This is a genomic window from Paenibacillus sp. 37, assembly GCF_008386395.1.
In the GTDB taxonomy this organism is placed as follows: Bacteria; Bacillota; Bacilli; order Paenibacillales; family Paenibacillaceae; genus Paenibacillus; species Paenibacillus amylolyticus_B.
This window is the reverse complement of record NZ_CP043761.1, coordinates 6089228-6112531: the sequence shown is the minus strand read 5'-3', so window position 1 is coordinate 6112531 and position 23304 is coordinate 6089228. Positions and strand designations below refer to the sequence as shown.

The 23304-nt window shown below is 46.5% G+C and carries 22 protein-coding genes and 1 riboswitch; of the genes, 14 read left to right on the top strand and 8 right to left on the bottom strand.

Translation table 11 applies throughout. The annotated features are described in order from the left end of the window. Window positions 1-39 precede the first annotated feature (39 nt). From F0220_RS26290 to mmuM, 5 genes are all read left to right on the top strand, one after another. Complete coding sequence (locus F0220_RS26290) at window positions 40-1752, top strand: spore germination protein (protein ID WP_105601971.1); 1713 nt, start codon at window positions 40-42, stop codon at window positions 1750-1752. A gap of 33 nt (window positions 1753-1785) precedes the next feature. Then, on the top strand, window positions 1786-2886 hold the full coding sequence (locus F0220_RS26285) for a GerAB/ArcD/ProY family transporter (RefSeq protein ID WP_091019132.1): 1101 nt from the start codon (window positions 1786-1788) through the stop codon (window positions 2884-2886). Continuing rightward, a complete protein-coding gene (locus tag F0220_RS26280) occupies window positions 2883-4085 on the top strand; it encodes a Ger(x)C family spore germination protein (protein WP_149846819.1) in 1203 nt (400 codons plus the stop codon). The genes F0220_RS26285 and F0220_RS26280 overlap by 4 nt, the downstream gene beginning before the upstream one ends. A gap of 70 nt (window positions 4086-4155) precedes the next feature. Beyond that, window positions 4156-4257, top strand: a riboswitch (SAM riboswitch). 92 nt (window positions 4258-4349) lie between these two features. Further along, window positions 4350-5762, top strand: a complete 1413-nt coding sequence (mmuP, locus tag F0220_RS26275; RefSeq protein WP_149846818.1) for an S-methylmethionine permease — start codon at window positions 4350-4352, stop codon at window positions 5760-5762. Next, the gene (mmuM, locus tag F0220_RS26270) at window positions 5740-6807 is read left to right on the top strand and encodes a homocysteine S-methyltransferase (RefSeq protein WP_105601968.1); all 1068 of its coding nucleotides are present in this window, start codon (window positions 5740-5742) and stop codon (window positions 6805-6807) included. Before mmuP ends, mmuM begins: the two co-directional genes overlap by 23 nt. Before the next feature lie 79 nt (window positions 6808-6886). Here mmuM and F0220_RS26265 read toward each other — a convergent pair whose 3' ends face one another. The 5 genes from F0220_RS26265 to F0220_RS26245 form a co-directional block, all read right to left on the bottom strand. Continuing rightward, window positions 6887-9289 (bottom strand): ABC transporter permease, encoded by a 2403-nt coding sequence (locus tag F0220_RS26265; protein WP_105601966.1) that lies wholly within the window; start codon window positions 9287-9289, stop codon window positions 6887-6889. A 2-nt stretch (window positions 9290-9291) separates the two neighbouring features. Further along, a complete protein-coding gene (locus F0220_RS26260; protein ID WP_105601965.1) occupies window positions 9292-10050 on the bottom strand; it encodes an ABC transporter ATP-binding protein in 759 nt (252 codons plus the stop codon). A 103-nt stretch (window positions 10051-10153) separates the two neighbouring features. Then, entirely contained in the window at window positions 10154-11596 is a 1443-nt protein-coding gene (locus tag F0220_RS26255) for a sensor histidine kinase (RefSeq protein ID WP_105601963.1), read from the bottom strand. Between the two features lie 20 nt (window positions 11597-11616). Then, window positions 11617-12318 (bottom strand): response regulator transcription factor, encoded by a 702-nt coding sequence (locus tag F0220_RS26250; RefSeq protein ID WP_105601962.1) that lies wholly within the window; start codon window positions 12316-12318, stop codon window positions 11617-11619. Between the two features lie 93 nt (window positions 12319-12411). After that, window positions 12412-13242 carry a helix-turn-helix domain-containing protein gene (locus F0220_RS26245; RefSeq protein ID WP_223199783.1) on the bottom strand — a complete coding sequence of 277 codons (831 nt, stop codon included), beginning with the start codon at window positions 13240-13242 and terminating at the stop codon, window positions 12412-12414. A 198-nt stretch (window positions 13243-13440) separates the two neighbouring features. Here F0220_RS26245 and F0220_RS26240 point away from each other — a divergent pair, with 198 nt between their 5' ends. Both F0220_RS26240 and F0220_RS26235 read left to right on the top strand, forming a co-directional pair. Further along, window positions 13441-14217 carry a sugar phosphate isomerase/epimerase family protein gene (locus F0220_RS26240; protein ID WP_105601958.1) on the top strand — a complete coding sequence of 259 codons (777 nt, stop codon included), beginning with the start codon at window positions 13441-13443 and terminating at the stop codon, window positions 14215-14217. A gap of 85 nt (window positions 14218-14302) precedes the next feature. Beyond that, the gene (locus tag F0220_RS26235; protein WP_091019154.1) at window positions 14303-15322 is read left to right on the top strand and encodes a Gfo/Idh/MocA family protein; all 1020 of its coding nucleotides are present in this window, start codon (window positions 14303-14305) and stop codon (window positions 15320-15322) included. A 270-nt stretch (window positions 15323-15592) separates the two neighbouring features. Here the strand turns inward: F0220_RS26235 and F0220_RS26230 are convergent, their stop codons facing one another. Together F0220_RS26230 and F0220_RS26225 are read right to left on the bottom strand one after the other, a co-directional pair. Next, window positions 15593-16540: an aldo/keto reductase gene (locus tag F0220_RS26230; protein WP_105601956.1), complete on the bottom strand. Its 948-nt coding sequence runs from the start codon at window positions 16538-16540 to the stop codon at window positions 15593-15595. Window positions 16541-16560: 20 nt separating this feature from the next. After that, entirely contained in the window at window positions 16561-17565 is a 1005-nt protein-coding gene (locus tag F0220_RS26225) for a Gfo/Idh/MocA family protein (protein WP_091019157.1), read from the bottom strand. Window positions 17566-17683: 118 nt separating this feature from the next. On the opposite strand from F0220_RS26225, the gene F0220_RS26220 reads away from it, so the two are divergent. The 3 genes from F0220_RS26220 (at window position 17684) to F0220_RS26210 (ending at window position 19704) form a co-directional block, all read left to right on the top strand. Then, window positions 17684-18523: an AraC family transcriptional regulator gene (locus tag F0220_RS26220; protein ID WP_105601954.1), complete on the top strand. Its 840-nt coding sequence runs from the start codon at window positions 17684-17686 to the stop codon at window positions 18521-18523. 106 nt (window positions 18524-18629) lie between these two features. Beyond that, window positions 18630-19040, top strand: a complete 411-nt coding sequence (locus tag F0220_RS26215) for an RrF2 family transcriptional regulator (protein ID WP_091019160.1) — start codon at window positions 18630-18632, stop codon at window positions 19038-19040. 214 nt (window positions 19041-19254) lie between these two features. Next, window positions 19255-19704 carry a nuclear transport factor 2 family protein gene (locus F0220_RS26210; RefSeq protein ID WP_074096526.1) on the top strand — a complete coding sequence of 150 codons (450 nt, stop codon included), beginning with the start codon at window positions 19255-19257 and terminating at the stop codon, window positions 19702-19704. Between the two features lie 202 nt (window positions 19705-19906). Here F0220_RS26210 and F0220_RS26205 read toward each other — a convergent pair whose 3' ends face one another. Next, window positions 19907-21286: an MFS transporter gene (locus tag F0220_RS26205; RefSeq protein WP_105601953.1), complete on the bottom strand. Its 1380-nt coding sequence runs from the start codon at window positions 21284-21286 to the stop codon at window positions 19907-19909. Window positions 21287-21491: 205 nt separating this feature from the next. Here F0220_RS26205 and F0220_RS26200 point away from each other — a divergent pair, with 205 nt between their 5' ends. The 4 genes from F0220_RS26200 (at window position 21492) to F0220_RS26190 (ending at window position 23237) form a co-directional block, all read left to right on the top strand. After that, complete coding sequence (locus tag F0220_RS26200; RefSeq protein WP_105601952.1) at window positions 21492-21815, top strand: ArsR/SmtB family transcription factor; 324 nt, start codon at window positions 21492-21494, stop codon at window positions 21813-21815. A gap of 54 nt (window positions 21816-21869) precedes the next feature. Beyond that, on the top strand, window positions 21870-22154 hold the full coding sequence (locus F0220_RS33050) for a hypothetical protein (RefSeq protein ID WP_181155601.1): 285 nt from the start codon (window positions 21870-21872) through the stop codon (window positions 22152-22154). Then, window positions 22066-22254, top strand: a complete 189-nt coding sequence (locus F0220_RS33045; protein WP_074096524.1) for a hypothetical protein — start codon at window positions 22066-22068, stop codon at window positions 22252-22254. Before F0220_RS33050 ends, F0220_RS33045 begins: the two co-directional genes overlap by 89 nt. Window positions 22255-22337: 83 nt before the next feature. Further along, the gene (locus F0220_RS26190) at window positions 22338-23237 is read left to right on the top strand and encodes a helix-turn-helix transcriptional regulator (protein WP_105601950.1); all 900 of its coding nucleotides are present in this window, start codon (window positions 22338-22340) and stop codon (window positions 23235-23237) included. The last annotated feature ends 67 nt before the right edge of the window (window positions 23238-23304 follow it).

Below are 23304 nucleotides of genomic sequence, written 5' to 3'. Positions count from 1 at the left end.
CTGCAGCTTTGTCATGCAGAGAAATGTTGGGGTGGGAACATGTGGTCAACAATTGTATCCTACGTGCCGGATTGGTCCATATGGATCCAGGCATTCTTGGTCTTCATCATTCCAATTGGTATTACCTTGAGCGCGCGCTGGATCAATGCTGCCATTAAGCGCGGAAGCTTCTCTCGTTCGAAGCAATCGTCCGTATCCTCGAAGGATATCTCGCCAGCAGCTAAAGGGCAGGGTGAAGGGACCGAAACAGGCCAATATGCGAATATTAAATTAACCGGCAAGTACAATACGGATCTGACCAGTGTAAGAGAAAGCTTTGGTCAAAATGCTGACGTGCATATTCGGGAATTTACGATTAGGGGAACGAATACACGGGCAGCCGTCATATATACCGAAGGCCTGGTAGATCAAGATTTAATCGATGATCACCTGATTACACCATTAATGTTGGAGGGCGTTCCAGAGCTTAAGCGGGAGGGTTTCCTCCATCCGGATAATGCACATTTACTATCGGCCTACCTGCAAGATCAGCTACTACCTGTCAGTTTGATTGAGGAGACCCAGTCCCTTCAAAAGGTCTCAGTTGGCGTGCTTTTTGGCAAGAATGCACTGTTGGTCGATGGATTGCCGGGAGCTCTATTAATTGGAGCTCATAAGATCAAAACACGTGGTGTAAATGAACCGTTGTCAGAGGGATTGCTCCGTGGACCTCGTATTGGTTTTACAGAGCAATTAAGCGATAATACAGGCATTTTGCGTCGTTATGGAAGTGATCAGAGCCTGTTTATTAAGAAGTATGAAGTGGGTTCACGGATCAAAAAAGATTTGGCGATAGCCTATATTCAGGATATTGCCGATCCCAAACTCGTGGCTGAAGTATGCAAGCGAATTGAAGAGATGGATATGGATTCGATGCTGGAATCAGGTTATGTGGAACAACTCATCGAAGATAATACGCTGAGTCCTTTTCAGCAGGTACTGAATACAGAAAGACCTGACCGGGTAATGGGTGCCCTTCTGGAAGGCCGAGTGGCAATTTTGCTGGATGGAACGCCATTTGTATTAATTGTACCGGTGACCTTTAGCATGTTGCTTCAGTCACCCGAGGACTATTATGAACGCTGGATTCCCGGAACATTTTTGCGAGTGCTGCGTTTTATGGCCGCGATGCTGGCATTGCTTGCTCCTGCGCTCTATATCTCGTTTATCTCCTTCCATCCGGGTCTTATTCCAACGAAGCTGGTACTGACGATTATTGAAACGCGGACAGGCGTGCCGTTTCCTTCGATCATTGAAGTACTGATCATGGAACTTTCGATTGAAATTCTGAGGGAGGCAGGGATACGGCTGCCTAAACCAATTGCGCCAGCGATGGGTATCGTAGGAGGTCTGATTATTGGCCAAGCAGCAGTGCAGGCGGGAATTATAAGCCAATTTCTGGTCATTGTCGTAGCGGTTACGGCCATTTCTTCCTTTACGATTCCAGTCTATAGTGCGGGATTAACACTACGGATTCTCCGATTTGCCGCTATGTTCAGCGCAGCCGTACTCGGATTGTTTGGCGTGGTTATGTTCTTTCTGCTTGTGTGTACGCATCTGGCACGACTCTCAAGCTTTGGCGTACCTTATGTGGCACCAGCGGTTCCTTATCACATCAATGAATGGAAGGACTTCGTTATCCGTGCACCGCTAAATATGATGAGAATGCGTCCCAAAATGACAAATCCGATAGATCAGGACCGAAAAAAATAAGCTAACTCACAGAAGGTCTGGAGGTGAACTAAAGTGAATGGCTCCCAAGGAAAGCTAACCACGACACAGGCCGTTGTAATTATTGTCAATTACATGCTTGGTGCCGGGATATTGACGTTACCTCGAACAACTAGCAAGGCTGTAGGAACACCAGATGTCTGGATTTCCATTATACTGTCTGGACTGATTATTACAGGTATTGGAATAATTATGGTTACCCTGTGTCGCAGATTTCCGGGGGAAACCGTGTTCCAGTTCACCCGCGAAATTACGGGGAACTGGATTGCTTACATACTGGGATTTGCTATGATTATGTATTTCACGGTGATTGCAGCTTTTGAAGTAAGAGTCATGGCTGATGTGACAGGAATGTATCTACTCGAACGCACCCCCACCTGGGCAATTGTTATGGTCTTCATGTGGATCGGTATATATATGATCTCGGGTGGGCTTGGTGTCATTGTACGCGTGTTCGAGATTATTCTGCCGATTACGATCATTATATTTGTAATTGAAATTTTGCTCAGTAATCAGTTATTCGAGATAGGCAATCTGAGACCCGTTCTCGGTGATGGGGTTATGCCCGTTTTCAAAGGGCTAAAACCATCACTATTGTCTTATACGGGCTATGAGGTGATGTTAGTCATGACTGCCTATATGAAAAATCCGAAGAAAAGCAATAAAGCGATGAGCTGGGGGATATTCATATCCACCATTATCTACTTGATCACGGTTGTCATGGTCATAGGCAGTTTATCCCTTGATGGGATCAAAACGCGAACCTGGCCAACGCTGGATTTGGTAAGAAGCTTTGAGATACAAGGTTTAATATTCGAAAGATTCGAATCATTATTGCTGGTCATCTGGATTATGCAAATTTTCTCGACTACAGCGATCACACATTACTGCGCGTCGGTGGGTATTCGTGATTTGTTCCGTTCCAAAAAAATCAAAGGTATTATGTACGGTCTGCTTCCGTTCATCTATCTGATAGCAATGATGCCCAAGACCGTGGATGATACCTTCGAACTAGGAGATATGCTGGGTAACGTGTCCGTATGGTTGTTTGCCATTTTACCTCTGGTACTACTGTTGTTAAGTCTGATTCGTAAAAAAGGAGGCAAGCATGCATGATTACATTCCGTATGTTGTTACGCTTAGCCACTGTATTATGCATACTCTTAACGATATCCGGATGTTGGAGCAGTCGGGAGATAGAGGATCTAAGTGTATACGTTGGTCTTGGGATCGATATTGGCAAAGAGACGGAATTTGAGAAAAACATCGCTAATCAGGGAGGAACGTATTCCAAGCAGAACAATGTGACAGCCACGGTACAGATTGCTCCCGGTAACTCCAGCAGTCAGAAGAGCCAACAATCCGGGTCACCTGCTTCTGGTAAAACGTCCTACTCCAATGAACAGCTTACCGGAGATTCCTTGCTGCAAATCTTTCGTCAGTTTGCACTAAGGCGAGATCATCCGCTCATCGGGCATCATCTGAAGGTTATCGTTGTGTCCAAGGATATCGCCAAAAAGTATGGTCTGGACCAGCTGCTGGATTTTGTACTTCGGGATAACGATATTCGTCCTAACTGTCTGGTGCTGATTAGCCATCATCGCGCTGCTGATGTACTGACTTCAGATGATCCTTCCCGGATTCCAGCATTTTATCTTACAGGTATTACCGGTAATTCGTACTTGTCCAATAAAATCCTGGACCCCGTTTTACTCTCCAAACTAGATGCACAAATGCAATCCGGTTCCAGCTTTTTGCTCCAGAATGTACTGAACTTCAATGGAGAGGACAAGTTCTCCGGTGCCAGTATCTTTGATGGGAAAACGACCAAATTCATCGGGGAACTCAGCCAAACGGATCTAGAAGGGCTGTCGTGGATCAGACCTAAAGAAAAAGGAGGCATCTTGAAGACATACAATAAAGCGGGATTCACTGTTGTATATGAAATGAAGAAGAAAAAAACAAAAATAATTCCAAAAGTGGTTGGCGATGATATTTCATTCCATGTGAAGACTGAATCCGAAGGCTGGTTGATGGAGGATTGGCGTGCTCCAGAGGAAGAGGAAAAAGGTGCTTATCTCAGAGAATTGGAAAAAGAATTTGCTGAACTGGCTGAACAACAGATTCGACAGGTGTTATACAAACTGCAGCATACCTATAAAGTAGATGTTGCGGATTTTCGGGATAGCTTGCGTATTAAAGAACCTAAAACATGGAAAAAAGTCAAAGACGATTGGGATAAAATTTTTAGCACCGTGCCGATCACGTATGAGGTAAAGACCACCATCACCAATCCGGGGTCTTCCACGGAATAGCGAGGTGTGCCATTTATTATTTAAATGTTGACACATTCATGATAGATCGCTATATTAGTAAAAAATCATTTTCTTATCCAGAGAGGTGGAGGGACTGGCCCTTAGAAACCTCAGCAACAGATCTGAAGGATACTGTGCTAATTCCAGCGGGTGAAAGCCTGATAGATAGGAGCGTTTGTTTTTATTTGTCAGTAACGGCGCACTCTTTAGGCAGAGTGGGTCTTTTTTGTTTTTTCTGGATGAAGAAGTAGGGGAGCAGCTGGTATGGAAAACAACAACGACAAAGGGCATTTTCAGCGGAAAATGCAAGCACGGCATGTGGTCATGCTCTCTCTCGGAGGAGTCATTGGAACGGGATTATTCCTCAGCTCAGGTTACACCATTCAGCAGGCGGGACCACTGGGAACCATTCTGTCCTATCTAATCGGAGCCATCGTTGTATATCTGGTGATGCTCTGCCTTGGTGAACTGTCTGTTCATATGCCAGAGACGGGAGCATTTCATAGTTATGCAGCCAAATATATCGGACCGGCAACAGGCTACACGGTGGCTTGGTTATACTGGTTAACCTGGACTGTTGCGCTTGGCTCCGAATTCACAGCCGCTGGATTGCTGATGCAGCGCTGGTTCCCATCGGTGAACGTATGGATATGGAGTGCGCTCTTTGCACTGATGATCTTTCTGTTTAATGCATTAACGGTGAAATTATTTGCGGAATCCGAGTTCTGGTTCTCATCTGTAAAAGTAGTGACTATCGTAATCTTCATTATTATCGGTGGCGCAGCCATGTTTGGGTTCATTCCCATGGCGGATTCTGAACCGGCTCCATTTCTATCGAATATTACCGCATCCGGGTGGTTCCCTCATGGGGCTACAGCCATATTGATGACCATGCTTGCTGTAAACTTTGCCTTCTCAGGCACCGAGTTAATCGGCATTGCCGCGGGTGAGACGGAGAACCCGGAAAAGACGATACCGAAAGCTATTCATACAACGCTGTGGCGTTTGGTTATTTTCTTCATCGGAACGATTATTATCTTGTCGGCCTTGTTGCCCATGTCGGATGCCAGTGTACTGGAAAGTCCGTTTGTAGCGGTAATGGAGCGGGTGGGTGTACCCTATGCAGCAGACATTATGAACTTTGTTATTCTGACGGCGATTCTCTCTGCTGCCAATTCGGGCCTATATGCATCTTCACGGATGCTCTGGTCTCTGGCTGACAAAAAAACGATCTCTCCGTGGTTTGCCAAATTGACCAAAAGCGGGGTACCGCTGAATGCACTTCTGATTAGTATGGTGGGTGGTGCGTTGGCCTTGCTGTCCAGCATCATTGCGCCAGGTACCGTGTATATTACACTGGTTTCCATTTCAGGTCTGGCTGTCGTTGCGGTATGGATGAGTATCAGTGTCTCCCAATACATGTTCCGCAGACAATATATCCGGGAAGGACATGCGGTCAAAGATCTGGTCTACCGCACACCACTATATCCGGTGGTACCAATTGTTTCATTTATATTATGCCTGGCTTCATGCATAGGTATTGCCTTTGACCCGACACAGCGAATTGCGCTATATTGTGGGGTTCCGTTTATTGCAGTGTGTTACGCTGCTTATTATCTGACAGAACGTGTGAATAAGAAAAGAGGACAAGTACATGACGCAAGCACAACAGACTAACCCCTTAGAACAGATCCTGCGTGAACATCCGGTCATGATTCTGGATGGAGCGCTGGCAACGGAACTCGAACAGCATGGATGTGATCTCGATGATCCACTATGGTCTGCTCGTGTGTTACTTGAGAATCCGGATGTTATCGTTCAGGTCCATGCAGATTATTTTCGAGCAGGAGCCGACTGTGCGATTACATCCAGTTATCAGGCGACGGTGGATGGTTTCCGCAAGAGAGGGATCGATGAACAGGCAGCACTGGAGCTGATCCGCAAGACGGTGGAACTGGCTGCACAGGCGAGAGATGACGTGTGGGCAGAAGTGCAGAGTAGACTAGTAGGGAGAGAAAGCTCGACAAGTCAGCTTGTAGAAGCTTCTTCGGTACATGCTGAGACGGTGGAGAATGAGGAGTATATAACAGATCGTACAGGGGATCGCGAAGGAAATTGTCTTCGTCCACGTCCAATTATTGCCGGGTCCGTTGGTCCGTACGGCGCTTATCTGGCGGACGGTTCAGAGTATGTGGGTCATTACGGCGTGTCGGATGAGACGATTGCCGCATTTCACCGTCCGCGTATGGCGGCGCTGATTGAAGCGGGTGCTGATATTCTGGCGTTTGAGACGATTCCTTCCTTGCAGGAAGCACAGGTGCTGGTTGATTTACTGAAGGAGTTTCCTCATGCGTATGCCTGGTTATCTTTTTCTTTAAAAGACGGGACAAGCATCAGCGAAGGCACACCGCTTGAGGTATGTGCACAGACGTTTGGCTCCGAGCCGCAGGTTGCGGCGATTGGCCTGAACTGTGCTCCGATGGAAGTGGTGACGGAAGCAGTGGGTATTTTGAGCCGTACCAGCGATAAACCTGTGATTGTGTATCCGAACTCGGGAGAAGTATACGATGCAGCAACGAAGACGTGGAGTGGACAGGGTACATGTGGCAGTATGAGTGATGCTTCGGAACAGTGGGTTGCTGCGGGCGCGAAAATTATTGGCGGCTGCTGCCGCACTACGCCACATCAGATTGGTGAACTTGCGAAGAAATGGCGGAGTTAAATCATAACGCAATAACAGCCCTTCCACCTTTTATAAAGGCATGGAAGGGCTGTTATTGCGTTATAGAATCCTGACTACCTTATTCGATAACCAACATACGTGGCGATGCCCCACGAATAATTCGCGAAGAGAACCATGAACCAAGACCCGCTGCAATGATACTTAGACAGGCGAACAGTATCATTCCACCCCAATTCAGGATCAGCGGAAGCTCGACGATACCATAACCGGAAAGGACCAGTTCGAGCAGAAGAGGAAGTACATATACGCCGACGAGCATACCCAGTATCGCTCCGATGGAGGACAGCACGATCATTCCCATCGTGACCGAGAATCGGATCTGGCGGGATGTCATTCCCAGTGATTTGTATATTCCGTAGTTTCTGCTCTCTTTGCGGATATTGATCCGACAGGTGCTGAAAATAATGATGAACGTCACAGCGATGAACAGCAATCCAATCAGACTCATGGGATAGATCAGGATATTGGCAGCTTCCGCGTATACTGAATCAAGCAATGTCTTCTGGGTGACTACGGATGCAAAATCTTTAAATTGTTCGTTCAATTCCCCGGCAATCAGATCCGCCTGTGTAATATCCTTCACATTGATGAAAATGGCATCGAATTCACCATAAGCCGGGTTCACACTTCTCATGGCATCGATCGTGATTCGGCCTGAAACAGACATGTTGGCGATTGCCTGATAGATTCCTGTGATGAGGAATGTCCTCTTCTCTCCTTCAATATAGATGTCGATGAGATCACCAAGATCCTTATTGGATGTTTGGGCTATACTTACACCAATGGCAATCTCATTCACATGGCGAGGGTTATCGCCTCTCAACGTTGTGAACCCAAGTTCCTGATATTTTCCGTCCAGTACACTCAAGTTGAGACTGATGGATGGGCCTTGCACTCCCTTAGAAGACTCCGGGCTAATGACACCCGTTGTGTTCCCTTGCCAGCCCACATTGCTGATCCTTGAATCCTGTTCTAACACGTGTTTCAGCTCAGCCTGGGGGAAGGTACTTTTGTTCACCACGACTGCTGCGATGTTGGCATTATCATACCCCCAATGGGCTGCGGTCTGATAGATTCCGGTTATGCTGGTCAGCAGAACATACCCTAGAACCAATACAGAGGATGCCATCGTGGTCAGCAGGAGGGTTAGAATAGAACTTTTGGTGTTTTTGAACAAATGTCGAAGTCCAAGGGCCATAGTCACAGGCAGTCGTGTGAACCCGATCCATCGTGCCCAGGGTGAATTCATTTTGCCCGCCATCCGGCTATTATCTGTCTCCGACATACCATAACGAATGGCCTGCACAGGCTGTATGCTGCGTGCTTTTTTGGCATATAACACAACGGACAGAATCACTATAGCAAATAGAAGCACACCAGCCATAATGGCAGCGTCCAATCCTTGGACTGGAATGTTCTGATGGTCCACTCGAAGAGAGGACACGGATATATTAATGATCCACCTGGAGATCCATACGCTAAGTGCAATTCCGGGGATAATGGCAGCAATGGAGAGCATCGCATATTGAATGACATAGGTACCTATTGTTCTCCGGGCAGTTAGCCCGAGTGATTTGAGAATACCTATCGTTCTGTAATTGGCCAGTATGGCATCCGAAATTGTGAACCCGATGGTCATCAAAGCGATGGAGAGCATGACAACGCCCATGAAAATCATAATGAAGCCAATAACCTGGTTAATAATCAGATAAAAAGAGGAGATCGCTTCGAACTCCATTTTGGATTCCAGAAACGGAGTACCTGTCTCGCGATTGTACCGTTCCCAATACAATGAATTCATACTGTAATCGTTGAAATGAATACCGATCATGTAATTCTCGTTGCCAGCGAGTGCCGTGAAATCACGTTGATAATCAGCAGAATTCATCCAGACCCGTGCAGTATTGGAGAAGGGTGCTCCGTACGGTACGTCGATGACAATACCCGACACATTCAATTCGAGTGTGCTTGAGCCGGTTTTGAAGCCAATGGTATCATCTAACGAAATATGATAGGCATTTGCCATGGACGTTGGAATCCAGACGGAGCCCGGTTCGGGAGTCGTGCTGGGTGTTCCACTTGAAAAAATAAGTTCATCCACACCCCATGGCGGCGGAGGTGTATTAAACATGTACAGGTAGATGTTAGGGATGTGAGTTTCATTCAAGATGATGCCTGACAATGAACGATACGATAGTAACGGGGACACCTGAACGTCATCCTGGGAAGCCCACCAATCGTGCACCGTCTCCGGGTCATTCAGCCCTTTCTCAAAAGTCAGAATCTGATGAGACCCATGGGTGCGGATATGCATTTCATGAAACTGATTGCCTGTGTTCGCCAGAATGACAATAGCTGTAGATACAAGAAGTGTCGAGAGTAGCAGGAGCAGCGCAATCAGCGCATTTTGTATTTTGTTCCTACCCAGATACGACAAGCTAAGTTTAAACATGACTGCCATCGTTATTCCTTCCCCGTAACCAAAGCGAAGATAATCGCTTCACGATCTTGAATTTGATGTTCGTCATAGGTATCGAACTCAAGGATTCCGCCAATCTTGCCGTCTTGAATATAGATCAGGCGATCTGCCCGACAGGCAGCCTTAATATCATGCGTAACCATAACTACCGACTGTCCTTTTCGATGGATATCTGTAAGGATATCGAGAACAGCTGTGCCATGTTCCATATTTAAGCTTCCGGTCGGTTCATCCGCAAAAATGATATCCGGTGAGTTGATCAAAGCCCGTGCAATCGCAGCTCGTTGCTGCTGTCCTCCGGAAGTTTGGGAGGGGAGACGGTTACGTTGTCCATCAATATCCATGGCATTCATCAGCTCAGCAACGCGGGATAGGATGTCCTTCTTTTTGTTTCCTGCAATATATCCCGGTAAAGCAATGTTTTCTTTGATGGAAAGGTCCGGGACCAGATTGATGCTCTGATAGATATAACCAATCCGGCGGGTACGGAAGTTGGACATTTCCCGTTCACTGTAAGCGTCAATCCGCTGGTCACGAAAATAGACCTCACCTGCTGTGATCTGATCCAGTCCGCTTAGCAGGTATAGGAGGGTTGATTTGCCAGAGCCAGAGTTACCCATGATGACCGTGAATTCTCCTTCATAGATGTCGAGATCAACATTACGGATGGCATGATATTGTTCACTTCCGCTGTTGTACGTTTTGCACAGATTCTGTGCACGGATAATCACTTTTTTGGACAAGTCGAATCACTCCCAAGTGCAGTATAGGATTCATTCTAGAGGAGGGATGTTGAGGAAGCCTTATCGAATTATGAATAAAGTATTACAGCTGTGGAGTGTGGGCTCAGCAGATCGGCAGATAGAACCGGAAGGTAGTACCTTGTCCTTCTTTACTAGTAAAGGAAATATGACCTCCATGTGCTTCAATAATGCTTTGGCAGATGGAAAGGCCCAGCCCTGTACCTTCCTGAACATGTTGTTCTGCATGACTCGTATGGCCTCTGAAGTAACGCTGAAAAACAAATGGCATGTCCTGTACACGTATTCCCTGACCCGAATCGGCAATCGTCACTTTCAAGTGCCCGGATTCCAGTTCCAAATCTATACGTATCGTGTCTCCTGGAGCTGTATGCTTGAGGGCATTGGCGGCAAGATTGGAGATCACCTGTTCAATTCGAGTGGGGTCGATAGCGATTAACACATTGGGGATGTAGTTGGGTCCTTTATAGATAAGCCCCTTTGTTAGGACAACATGTTCAATAGGTTTCAACATCGTCTCCAGTATAGGCCCACTGTACATTTCACGGGTTTCCACCGAAATTTGCCCCAATTCCTGAAGTGCATGAACCAGCAGATCCTCCACAAGGCGTGCCGTTTTATCCGTATGGGTCCGCATGACTCCCATATATTCCATCAGCGTCTCCTGATCGTTGCATAGTCCTTCCTCAATAGCTTCTATGTATGCTTTTATCGTGGTAATTGGTGTTTTAATATCATGAGATATATTGGTGATGAGTTCTTTTTGTGCTTGTTCCTGCTGAATACGCTGCTCGCTCATATGTTTAATCTCCGTGCGCATTAGATCAAACATGGCATATACTTCGAGCAATTCATCGTTCCGGTTGTACTGGATTTTTTCTTCATAATTGCCTTTAAGCATGGATTCCGCATGTTGCTTCAATTGATGGATGGGAGAGAGCAGGTGTTTGTCCAGTTTTCGTTTTATCCAGAATAGAAATAAGCTCAGAACCAGTGACAGGAGCATTAGTACGCTAATCAATATAACCGGAAAAGTCATCGGTTGCAGAACCGTAACCATCGCTTGGGGGATGGAAAAGATGGCATTGCCGATCTGACTTCCCATCGGTCCGTCCATCACGGGAAACGCAATATCAAGCGTGTCGTTACCGTCCGCGGCCTGCGTGGCATGATGCAGATCATAATGGAGAGCTGAACGCAGATTAACTTGCATCCCTTCAGAGGTGGAGTCGGAGGACAGAATGACTTTTCCATCCAAGTTTAGATAGGTAAGTAGAACCCCGGTCTCTCTGGCGGTGGAACGTATGACTTCACGAATATTTTGTTCATTAAGATGCTGATGATTTTGCTCCAAAGCGAGTAAGATCGGATTGACCTTGAGTCGAACCTGATTCAGGGACAGATTGGATTCGCCTGAATTTCGATCTTGTAACAGCATCATCGACAGTGCAAGGATACTTGAAAAGATAATAATGAGAAGCCCAAGTGTTGTTAACAACCAGCGTTTGGACCACCTGTTCAATGACATGTGGGTGCCTCCAATCTCACTTATTCGTAATTGAATTTGTAACCGACACCCCATACCGTCTTCAGAACGGTCGGATGCGAGGCATCTGCCTCAATTTTTTCACGCAGTCTGCGAATGTATACGGTTACGGTATTTTCATCGCCATAGGTTGCATATCCCCAGATAGCGTCGAGCAACTGGGCTTTGGAGAATACCTGATTCTTGTGGCTTGCCAAGTAATGAAGTAGTTCAAATTCCTTGGCAGACAGAGAAACTTCCGATCCGTTTAATGTAATTTTATAGGCTTTTTTATCAATTACCAGGTTTCTAAGATGCAGTAGTTCTGTTCTATCTCCAACGGAAGTCATGCTGTCATAACGCCTGAAGTGGGCATTAATCCGTGCTAACAGTTCGCTCAGTGAGAAGGGCTTGGTCATATAGTCGTCTGCTCCAAAGCCAAGTCCAAGTACCTTGTCGGTATCACTGCCTCTGGCACTTAGAATGAGGATGGGGATATTATTGCGCCTTCGGATCTCTCGACAGACCTCGATCCCGTCCATGTCCGGAAGCATAATATCCAGAATGATGTAGTCTGGTTGAATAAGCTCCATAATCTGAAGTCCATCTTGTCCAGTGGCTGCCACGGCGGCTTCATATTGATTTTTGGTTAAATAATCTCGCAGAATGCGCGAAATATCTGATTCATCCTCGATGATGAGGACTTTGCGCTGGTGGGTTAGCATATGTATCGCTCCATTATATGATAGATGTGAATTTAATGGGTATGTATGAAGACCATGAACCTCTTTAAGGTCATGGGTTTCTGATACTGAACATCATACATGCTCTAGATCATCAATAGGCTCATGCTGTCTGGATTTGAGATACTCCGCCGGAGACACACCGAAGTGCGCCCGGAATACCCGGTGGAAATAGGAGTAGCTCGCAAAACCACAGGATTCCGCAATATGCTCTAGTGTCATTTCACTGTATTTCATTCGTTCCAGCGCCGCATTCAGACGGATCTCAATCGCATATTGAATCATGGTCTGATTGTAGTGCTCCTTAAATAAACGGACTGCACGTGACAGGCTGAGGCCTGCATAACGAGCCGCTTCATCAAGCTTGAACGTAACCGTGGCATGCTCCTCAATAAAACGTTTTAACTTCAGCGCAGAGGAAACTGCCCGATCGGTCTGAATATTCTCTTTAATTGCCCGGTCGATATACAGACATAATCCGCGCAGTAACGCATCCTTTAGCTCCGCATTTTCCTCAAGAGGTCCGCGACGTTTCTCAAGTAACATATTTCTCCACAGGCTGATGAGTTTATCATCAAGTCCAATTTGGCTCACGGTTGATCGATGCTGCCGTTTCCACCAGTTCTCGATCCAGCTGCCCTCGCAGAACAGATAATAGTCTCCACTAGACAAGCGTCCTTCCTTATGTGGTTCATCTACAACGAGATGGTAGTCGTCACCAGGCTTTAAGAGCAGTAAATCCCCGCTAGTCATCCTGAATTCCTCATCCTGTACATACACTTTGCACGAGCCTTCCGTCTGCAGACGGAACAGATAGGTTTGCAGCTCGCCCCTCATATTATGTGTGAACGCCTTATAGTGGTATGAGTAGTCACAGATCAGTACAGATGTCTCTAACGTATCCAAAGATAAAATCCCCCAATATGTACATCCTGCATGCATTCAAATGGGCTACATTCAATTGATGCAAAATGATGGAAATAAAATTTGATCAGATAGTTCATGTTCTGACTATATTGTATATGTTCATTCTAGCCTGTTTTGCGTTAGGATGATACCAGATAGAGCAATGAAAGCAAATTTGAGAACAGAGGTGTATCCTACATGAAAAAACTTAATATTGGTTTGCAATTGTTTACACTCCGTGATGAAACTGCAGCAGATTTTCGTGGTACGTTGCGTAAGGTAGCGGCCCTTGGATATGAAGGTGTGGAGTTTGCCGGATATGGTGATATTCCAGCTGAGGAAATGAAAGCGCTACTAGATGAACTTGGACTGAAAGGATTCAGCAGCCACGTTTCACTACATGCGATGCGTGAAGACTTGCAAAAACAAATCGATTACCTGAAAACGATTGGTGCACAATATATCATTTGTCCTTACCTGATGCCTGAGGATCGTCCTGAGAATGCAGAAGGCTGGACCAAGCTATTCGCTGAGTTACAACAATATGGGGCTGAAGCAGCGAAACAAGGGTTGATCTTTGGATACCATAACCATGACTTTGAATTCCATGGGCAGGTTGGTGATGCCAATGCCTTTGATGCCATGTTCGCTCAAACATCACCGGAAGCGGTAAAAGTGGAAATGGACGTATGTTGGGTACAATTTGCGGGACAAAATCCGATCGAGTATATTAATAAATATGCGGGTCGCTTGCCGCTACTTCATCTGAAGGACTTCAGCAAAGACGAACAGGGCCAGATGAAAACACTGGAATTGGGACAAGGTTCGGTTGACCTGCCAGCTGTTATTGAAGGCGCTACGAATGCAGGCGTGGAATGGCTGATCGTGGAACAAGACGTATGTCAGAACCCTCCGCTTGAGAGCGTATCCAACAGCTACAACTGGTTGAAACAGAACTATTTGAGCCAATTTTAATCTAACATTTTGCATAATCCAAAGAGCGAATTGAATCGAATTATGAAAAATGCTGAATTTTATTTGTCAAAGGAGACTTATATACATGAGTAAAATTAAAGTTGCTGTATTCGGCTGTGGAGCCATTGCCGAGCGCAGACATATTCCAGAGTACGCTGCCAATGAGAACGTAGAACTTGTCGCTTTTGCCGATCCGATTGTGGAGCGTGCGGAGAAGATGGCTGAGACTTACGGAGGTAAAGCGTACTCCAGTTACGAAGAATTGCTTGCAAACGAAACGGTGGATGCCGTTAGTGTGTGTACACCAAACTATCTGCATGCTCCAATGGCGATTGCTGCTGCCAATGCAGGCAAGCATGTATTGGTTGAGAAACCAATGGCAGTATCCACTGAAGAAGGCGAGCAAATGATCGAAGCTGCCAAGAAAAATGGCGTGTATCTGATGGTTGGACACAACCAGCGTCTGATGCCTCCACACGTAAAAGCAAAAGAGATTCTCGACTCCGGCAAACTCGGTAAAGTTCTTAATTTCCGTACATCATTTGGTCACCCGGGTCCAGAAGGATGGAGTGTGGACGGAGCGGATAGTTGGTTCTTCCGTAAAGAAGAAGCTATTATGGGCGCCATGGGCGACCTGGGCGTGCACAAATCCGACTTCATTCGTTACTTGCTGAATGATGAAGTATCTGAAGTGGCTGGTTTTATCAGCACACTGCACAAGGAAGGTACTAAAGTTGACGATAACGCAACTTGTTTGCTGCGTATGAAGAGCGGAGCGATCGGAACGCTAGTAGCAAGCTGGACACAATACAGAGCTGGAGACAACAGTACAGTTCTGTGGTGCGAGAATGGTGTTATGAAGATCGGAACAGTGGAAGGCGATGAAGTGATCGTTGAACTGACCAATGGTACAGTTGAGACGTACAAAGTTGGTGCCATGGCTACCAACGAGAAACAAGTGCCGAGTGGTGTAATTGACGCATTTGTAGAGTCAATTGTAACGCAAACACCTCCAGCGATTTCCGGGGAAGAGGGCTTACGTTCCCTGCAAGTGATCCTGGCAGCATTCGAATCCGAGAAAACAGGTCAGATCGTTAAACTGTAATCCATACGAATGACAGTGCAATTTCTAACATTCTATATGTCTTAATCCATGATATAAGGGACTTACCTTCAGAGATCTGTTCTGGGGTAAGTCCTTCTATATTTGTCTCCAACCGAGTGAGGGAAAGAGAACAATGCTACGGAAATTGTGCAATAGGCTTTACAATAATGTATCGCTTTTACACAGCATAAAAAGCTGATTACCCGCGCTATCGCGGATAATCAGCCCTTTAGAGTCATTATTATTAAATGATAGAATGACTAGCTCTCTTTAGATGCCAGCAGGTACATCACTTCCCAGATCCAGCCATGCGATTTCAGCAGGAGTCAGCATGATGCGGGACCCTTCGTCACAGGAGAGCAGTTCCGCCTGATTCTGGGCACCGATCAAGGCACAGGTTGGGAACGCCTGATTCAATACATAAGCGAGTGCGATCTGAATGGGTGACGTTTTCTTCGAATTAGCCAATTGTTCAGCCCGGCGTAACCGTTCCCAGTTGCCATCACTGTAGAATACACGCACCAGATCTTCGTTATCGCGAACTTCAGGTGTGAATCTTCCCGTGAAGAAACCGCGCGCTTGGGAGGACCAGGATAGCAATGGCAGCTTGGTTTGCTCATGCCATGCCAGTGTCTCTGCATCTGCCGACACACAGCCTGCCCAGAAAGGTTCGTTTGCTTTGGCGAGACTGAGGTTCGGACTGCTGAATGTGAAGCCCTTCAAGCCATTTGCCGCAGCGTACGCATTGGCTTCCTCAAGGCGCTGCCAGGTCCAGTTGGAGGCGCCAATTGCGCCGATTTTGCCGGAATCAATATGTTCGTTTAATGCTTCAAGAATAACACTGACAGGCATATTTGGGTCATCCCGGTGCAAGGCATACATCTCTACATGATCTGTCTGAAGACGCTCCAGACTTTCCATCAAGTCACTGCGGATGGCATCAGCGTTCACGCGTGGCCCATTCTGGTCATGATGCGCGCCTTTGGTGAGAATGACGATCTGGTCACGGTTACCGCGTTCTTTCATATAACGACCAAGGACTTCTTCACTCTGTCCACCACAATAAATATGTGCTGTATCTACAGTGTTACCGCCAATCGACAGAAAAGCATCCATGTTCGTAGCTGCTTTATCGTAGGCATTATGCACGAAATAATCGGTTCCTTTAATCAATCGGGAGACACGTTTACCTGCACCAGCAATTTCGATATATTCCATAAGTCAGTTCATCCTCTCAATTATAGTGTAATTCGTGTACGTTCTTCCGCTGAACGAAGGCAAGCTTCCAGCACTTTCATATTAGCTACTGCATCGGAAGGGGCGAAGCGCAGATCCTTGCCCTGAAGTACGGCACGTGCCATGTCATCTCCCTGCAGAGAGTAGTGGTTCACTTGCGGAACTTCAATCTCTTTGCGTTCACCGCCAGCCGTTACATAGAAGTTGGAACTGCGATCCTGACGACCGATAAAGGCCGATGGTACCTCAATGATGCCATCAGAACCTAGAACTTCGAGCGTGTTGCGGAAGGCTGCCCACATGCTGCTGTCAAACGTCACACCAACGTGATTATCGAATTCCAGCAGTCCGGAAGCCATCATATCGACCTGATCATGCTGTGGGGAGAACATGCCAATAACGGTAACTGCGCTTGGTTCTTGGCCTAGCAGCAGGCGAGCAACACTGATGGAATAACATCCGATATCATACAGTGCACCGCCACCCCACTCCTTCCGAAAGCGGACATTGCCGGATGCATTGGAGTTATTAAATGAAAATGTGCTGTGAATACCACGGATCTCACCGATCTCACCACTGGCAATGATATCCCTGATCTGCTCATAACGTGGATGATGGCGGTACATGAATGCTTCCGCGAGATGCACACCTGCATCTGCACAAGCTTGAACCATCTCCTGAGCTTCCTGCTCTGTCAGAGCCAATGGTTTTTCGCACAAAATATGTTTGCCTGCTTCAGCAGCCCGGATCGTCCATTCCCGATGCAGATGATTCGGAAGCGGGATATATACGGCATCAATGGAATCATCAGCGAGCAAAGCTTCATAACTGCCATAAGCCTTGTCGATCCCTAGTTGTTCGGCCGTCTGTTTGGCTTTATCTTCGTCTCGACTGGCAATCGCGGTTACTTCATTCAACTCGGATTGCTGCAACCCAGGAATGACGGATTCCACAGCAATGCTAGCGCTACCAAGAATGCCCCAACGTAATTTTTGAACTGAATTCATGTGTTGTATCCTCCTGTGTATAAATGTATATTGTGATTATAATGAATAGACCAGCGAATTAAAATGATAATATATTGAAGTTAGTTAACACAATATTGTTGATCAAGGAGAACCGGCTATGATGAGACAAATCGTATTGCTTACCCTGCAGGATATTCCATATTTTTGTTATCCCGAGTCCGTTGGACATTATATGGACCACGTCCAGCATTCCGTGTTGCGTGAGGCTGGCGCACTGAACAACTTTAATATTCACTACGTCGCTTCGGGCAAGGGATATGTGGAAGTGGACGGAGTGGTGCATGAGCTTCGCGCAGGTCAGGCGTTTCTCTATTTCCCGCAGCAGCGGCAACATTATTATAGTAGTGAAGATGATCCATGGGATGTACGATGGGTTCATTTTTACGGTGAACGTCTGCATGATTATATGATCGAGCGGGGGTTACACCGCAATCTATTGTGGACACTGCGGCAACGCAGCTCTTGGGAAGAGGCTCATCTGGCCTTGCTCACTGAAGCGGAACAGAACACAATGCTGCGTCCGGCTCAGCTATCCACACTGACCTATGCCGTACTCGCCGAGTTCGTGCAGCATGCAGTACCTTTAAAGAGCACACGTACCACAAGTAAGGCGGAGAGTCGGGTTCTTGCACTTCTTCCACAGATGCAACAAGAGGCCTGTCAACCTTTCCTGTTACAGGACTGGGCGGATCTCGCAGGTGTGAGTTCGTATTACTTTTGCAAAATGTTCAAGAGTGCTGTAGAGATGACACCTATGGAGTTTATCACTCGTTCACGACTACAGATGGCGAAGCAATGGTTACTCGAACGGCCTACGGCCAACATTGGACAAATCGCGGAGGAAGCGGGGTATCCCAATGCCAGTTATTTTAACCGCCAGTTCATGGCTCATGAGGGGATGACACCTACGGATTATCGCGGATTGTATCACAATTAACCCGTATCCTTTCGATGTTGCCAGCGCTTGAAGAGTAGTGGTTTGACAGAGAGCTCAATCAAGTCTATTATGGATAAATTAAATCCGTGTATAATGAGGTGCCCTCATGAAATATTCAAAAGCAACAAATTATGCTTTGCATACCATGCTTCATCTTGTAAGTACTGCCCCCGAACAGCTGGTTAGTGTCCACCAACTTGCAGAATTGCAGAAGGTATCACCAACCTATTTGTCCAAAATATTGACCAAATTGGTTAAGGCGGGCATGATCGAATCCACATCCGGTGCCAATGGTGGTTACCGGCTTAGTCGTAAAAATCCCGATCCTTCTTTCCTGGAGATCATTCATGCGATTGAAGGTCAGGCGTCCCTGTTCGAATGTTCCCAGAATCATAACGCAGGCTGCTTGATCCAGCAGGTGATGGTGCAGGCGGAAGAAGAGATGGAAAGTTTTTTGAACAATAAGAAAATGTCAGAACTCGCTTCCCAGATGAAGAGTTGGAGTGCACAGCAGTAGCTTGGGGATAGAAGTGAGGCTTGAATTGATGGGAATAACTCGTCTGGCACATAGGTATATCCAGATCTTTCCCCAACCTCGCGAGAGGTAAGGAAAGATTTTTTTGTATCATTGTACCTAATAGAAGGCGAATGGTACAATAAGGAAGGTATAGTATGCATACATACATGATCCTAATCTTACATCACATTTTACATCTCTGGAGGGACAACACATGAGCCAATCAACGATCACAGGACTGGAACAATTGCTCGCGCTGGAAAACATTCGGAATACCAAGGCACGTTATTGCCGCTATATTGATACGAAACAGTGGGATACCTTGGGTGATGTGTTTGCTCCGGATGCCGTGGCCGATTTCAGCACAGAAGGCAATCCAATTCCGGTATTAACAGGCCGTGATACGATCGTACAAGTATTCCGTGATCTGGTGGATGTTGCCGTAACCGTGCATCATGTACATAGCGCCGAAGTTGAATTTGTATCCGAGAATGAAGCGAAGGTCATCTCCCCAATGGAAGATTGGGTAACGTTCCCGGAGGGCAATGAGAACAAATCCTTCCACGGATTTGGGCACTACCATGAAACTTTTGTCAAAATCGACGGCCAGTGGTACATCAAACATACAAGTTTGAAACGTCTTCGTTTGGACCTGTTTGAATAGTATACTCAGTTTAGAAGAATAGAGAAGTTGGTCAACCATAAAATAATAGCCCCGAGGAGCGTGATGAACGCATCCTTGGGGCTTTTTTGTGTTAGTGGAAGAGGGCAGCTGACACATGTATCATGCATAGAAAATAGGTAGAAAAAAAGCCAGGTTCAGAACCCGGGGGCCCCTTCCTGACTTCTTTTGGTTAAATATAATGTTAAATCCGGTTACTTGTTTTCGTGACTTTCCGTGACTGCATTCTTAGATACACCTGAGAGAAAATAACCGATGCGACTGCGACCGCAGTCATGCCCCAGAAAATATTGGTGTACGCTGAGGATAGCGGCATGTTTTGCATCGCCGTTAATGCTACGCCAGTAACAGCAACGCTGAAGGCACCACTGAAGAACTGACTAAGTTGGAACAGTCCCATGCCTGCGCCCACCTGATCCATGGTCAGGTTACCAGACAATTCATTGGACACGCTGGTGGTCAGCGATGAGAAACCAACGCTGAGCAGGACATACACAGCCATAATAGCGTAGATGTTATTGTCTGCAAATAAGGCGAACAATCCGGCAGCGGCCAGTAGCAACCATGGTGCAAATTTCAACAGCAACGTATTGCCATGTCGGTCAATCATGCGGCCGATCCGGTTGGACAGCAGCATGGACACAACTGCACCGGGGAAGATGACGAGTCCGGATTGAGCAGGTGTGAGTCCGTATAGATGAGCCAAAATTTGAGGTAACAGGAACAACGTTGAGAAGTTATTAATGTACGATACAATCCCCAGCGAGCTGAGCATCATATATTTTTTGTCTTTGAACAAAGCAGGTTGAACAAACGGATCTGCCGCGCGCCGAATTCGGAGCCAGAACAGAAGCAGTGCCGCAGCACCGATAACAAGCGTGAACCACTGACGGGAAGTCAGGAATAACAGCACACCGGTAGTACCGATGGCAAGAAGCACGGCACCCAGCAGGTCAAATGAACCTTTTTGCGGTGTTTCCCGAGGAAGCAGTTTGAAGAATACAGGAATCAAGAATAACGTTAATCCCGTAACGATAAACAGATCATGCCATCCCAGAAATTGTGTGATACTTCCGCCAATGACGGGACCAAGTCCAAGCCCAAGTGAACTCGCGGACATGATGACAGCCATCGATTTACCCCGGCGATCATGTGGAATGTACCGGGTAATCAGCACAATGGCAAGCCCCGGAACCGATGCAGCACCCGCAGCCTGGATCAGACGTGCAATGAGCAAAATGATGAAATGATTACTGAAGAACCCGAGTACCGATGCAGCACCAAGTAACGTAAGCCCGGTCGTGAATAATGTACGAATAGGTATGAAATCCGATAGACGTGAGAACGTAATCGAGGAAATGGCAAATACGATGGAATACCCTGTAACAATCCATGAGGAAGCGACGGATGTAAGCATAAATTCGGCTGCAATTTTGGGTAGGGCCAGATTAAACATCATTGTATTCATAACAACGAGTACAACGGTGAAGCCAAGCAAGCTTACAATTAATCCTTCCTGTATTCCGGTCCGTTCCCCTGATGATGCGGTTGCGGTGTTGTTCATAAAAACCTCCTAAAGTGATGTGTATTTCGCAACATTTCAGAAACGGTGTGTAACATTTGCAAAATGTAGTATGATGTCAATCCCGTGCCTGACAGCAGGGGTTTCATAACGAAATCATTAAAGTTCGATTGGTGTCGAACATTAGAAATATATCATGGATCTGTGTTAGAATACAATGCATAGTCTGAAAAAAGGAGACTACCGTATGAAAATTTTACATCATCCACAGGTGTCAGATATTGAACTTTCCTCCGTACTGTATGCGCTGAGTGACCCGACTCGCCTTGGGATTGTTGCGGAAGCAGCCAGAAGCGGAGAGCAACCGTGCAGTCATTTTCATGCACCTGTTGTGAAGTCAACGATGTCGCACCACATTCGCACTCTGCGGGAAGCCGGAGTTATTCGGGTCAGAGTGCAGGGTACACAGCATTTTCTCACCCTGCGATCCGATGATTTGGAAACGCGCTTTCCAGGACTCCTGCAACCGTTATTGCAGGCCGCAGCTCAGTCGAGCACAGATCTTTCCTAAATGTTGTCCTTTCTTCAGGTCGAAGAGGGGACATTTTTTATTTTCTAATACGGCATGTTCAAAAAGTTAACGATTCAGCACCGAGAAGGTGAACGCAAGATTCGATGTCGAGTTCGCTTCTTGGGCTACTTCGTGATCAATTGGGGACTTTTTGAACAACCTTTAAAACTGATGCGACATTCTGTGTCGTACCATGCCCTCTATAATAACGGTGAACACACAAACCATATCGAAAAGAGGTTCACAACCATTGGCAAAAACCAAAAGAGGACGCGTCTTGTGGAGTCTTCCTTCCAGGGGCCGGGGAACATGCCCGGTGTGCAGCAGTACCCGAATTAAATTGTTGTATACGCAAACAAAAACAGACGGTACAAGTCTGAAAGTATGCAAGAAATGCTTCAAAGCCGTGCAATCCAGAGTGGATAAGGCACATGTATAACATAACTGGCTTGTTCTTCGGAACAGGCCATGTCTTTTGATATAATCGAATATATTAGGAATGGATGAGATGGGGGCGGGAAGATGAGTAACATGCATCGGATTCACTGGTTTGACGAACAGATTCGGGGTGGACGTTTTCCGAATAGCAGCTGGCTTGCCCGTGAATTTGAAATCTCCCGTCGTCAGGCTCAGCGTGATATTGAATATATGGCAAACTCCCTGCGCGCCCCCTTGGTATATATGGCGAAATATCGGGGCTATTGTTACGAGGATCAGACCTTTCGATTGCCCCATTTATATATGACAGAAGAAGAGCAACGTGTGCTGAAATATTTGGCACACCGCTATCGACATTACGATTATGATCAATCGGACGCGGTGAAACGTGTAGCGCATTTACTGGAGCGTTTTACGTTGGAGGAACAACAGATGGGGAGTGGTGCGCTTCCGGTGTTTTCGGCACAACCGAAGCAGCTGCAATTCTTTGAATTGTTGTCCCACGCCATAACTGACTTGCGCAGAGTACATATTCATTACAGGGATCACGATGGAGAACGGCAGTTTTCCTTGTGTCCATTAAAGATGATATCCCAGTTTAACGCCGATTACGTGGTGGGTTATGAAGCAGATCCTGTGCAGCAAGTGGCGATTCGCTTGGAGGGCATAGTTCATGTATCGATCTCGGATGATAGATTTGAGTACAGGTCAGATGCCCTCCTAGGTGGATGGGAAGAACCACTGCCTGTGCGTAAACCGTTTGTAGCTGAGATTCGCTTGAAGGAATTGCAGCAAATGGACCTATGGCAAGGGTATCGTATTCGGGCTAGGCAAGATCTGATTTATTCGATTGAATTTTATGACACGGAGGCTTTCTTACAGCATTTGTTTATTAGCGAATGGGAGGAACTTTTGTCTCCTGGGTGGCTTAGACGCAAGCTTCAGCAAAGCGCAGAAGGGTTGATCCACAGGCTTGGAACATAGAGTGATTCTGTAAACAGGCAACAAACGAGCAGATTAAGAGCAAGCTGCTGTTTCTCGTAAATACATC